The sequence below is a fragment of the Oleiphilus sp. HI0067 genome (genome assembly GCF_001635735.1).
This window is the reverse complement of the sequence record NZ_LWFI01001236.1, coordinates 1-1514: the sequence shown is the minus strand read 5'-3', so window position 1 is coordinate 1514 and position 1514 is coordinate 1. Positions and strand designations below refer to the sequence as shown.

The window sequence follows — 1514 nt, the reverse complement described above, 5'->3', positions numbered from 1 at the left end:
GCCTTAAGCAGTTTGTCCCCATTAGTGAACATGATTCGCATGGTTTCATAGGTTCCGTATATAACCGCCCACACACGCATGAAATAACCAACTTTGGCAACTTTCTGCATCACATCAAATGCTACGGAACGATGCTCCATTTCTTCAATCGCATGCCATGCAAACATCGTCTTCATTCGATGATCGAAGCCTTCTGACACGTATTTTTTACTGAAGAATGCTTCTGCCATGAGCGCAGTAAAATGCTCAAAAGCTGCGGTAAGCGCGACATTGTATTCGGGTGAATATTCATTGAGATATTTGTCGATGATCTCTTTGTGCTCAGACAAAATCTCATCGATTGGCATACCTTGTTTTTTGAGCAAATTATTGAACTTAGTATGTGCGATGCCATGCTGTGCTTCTTGGCGTGTAAAGGCTTTCACATCTTCGAGTTGTTTCGGGTCTTCAATTTGGTCTCTAAATGCGCGCACGGCAGTAATAAAGTAACGCTCTCCATCAGGGAAGGTTACCTGCATTGCATCCATCAAGCGTGTGCGGAAAGGATTACCATCTAACCAGTATTTGGGAATGGTTTCGTCCAAGCCAAAATCTAACTTCTCTCGCACATCCATATCAGGTTGAAAATGCTTTCCATCATTTAGCGGCGCGTAGTTTGAGTCTGTTCTGTACATACTAGTTCTTCCTTAAAACCTACTGATTAGTTGATAGTCTTCAGGATCAAAAAGATCTTTCATCTCGTTATGCAGATATTTATTTCTCCAGCGCAAAGGTATAGCCCAAGAGAGCAAGGCAACGGGTTTAGATTGATGCCCACATACAATGCGTTGTTTGCCAGTTTGAATCGCTTTAATGACTTCGCGCACAACAGCCACTGGAGGCGTTTTTAGATACTTAGCGGTAAATTCTTCGCCACCGTCGGTATTCATTGCGATGTTTGTTTTTATTCCGCCTGGGTGAAGCAAATGCACAGAAATAGGGGAGTCTTCTAACTCAACCATCAGCGATTCTGTGAAGCCTCTTACAGCAAATTTCGAGGCGCAGTAATCAGAGGCGTTTGGCGTTCCCACGAGGCCAAAGATGCTCGACACGTTAATAATAGCGCCTTCATTATTTTGTATTAGATGTGGCAAGAACGCTTGAGTACCGTAGACAACGCCAAAAAAATTCACGTTCAGCGTTTGCCTGTATTGTTCGGCATCCATATTCCAAACTGGCTTGCCACCACCACCAATGCCTGCGTTATTGATAACCACGTGTGCAGGGCCTAGTTCGTCTTTGACGCGACGCGCAAACTGATCAACGATTTCTTTATTGCTTATATCGAACGCCTGACTACATATGCCTTTGTGGGGCAAGGATTCGAGTTGCTTCACGGTTTCTTTTAATCCTGATTCGTCGTAGTCGGTAATCGCGATCCGTGCATTTAGCTTTGCAAATTCCAAGGCATAGGCGCGCCCCATTCCAGAACCGGCTCCGGTGATGACGATGGTTTTATCTTTAAAGTTCTTCAT

At 44.3% G+C, this 1514-nt stretch carries 2 protein-coding genes; both read right to left on the bottom strand.

The window, feature by feature from the left end; translation table 11 throughout:
- Positions 1-674 (bottom strand): metal-dependent hydrolase (locus A3739_RS18735; protein WP_068502397.1); only part of this gene is annotated, 674 nt, incomplete at its 3' end.
- A 12-nt stretch (positions 675-686) separates the two neighbouring features.
- Positions 687-1514 (bottom strand): SDR family oxidoreductase (locus tag A3739_RS18730; RefSeq protein ID WP_068480532.1); only part of this gene is annotated, 828 nt, incomplete at its 5' end.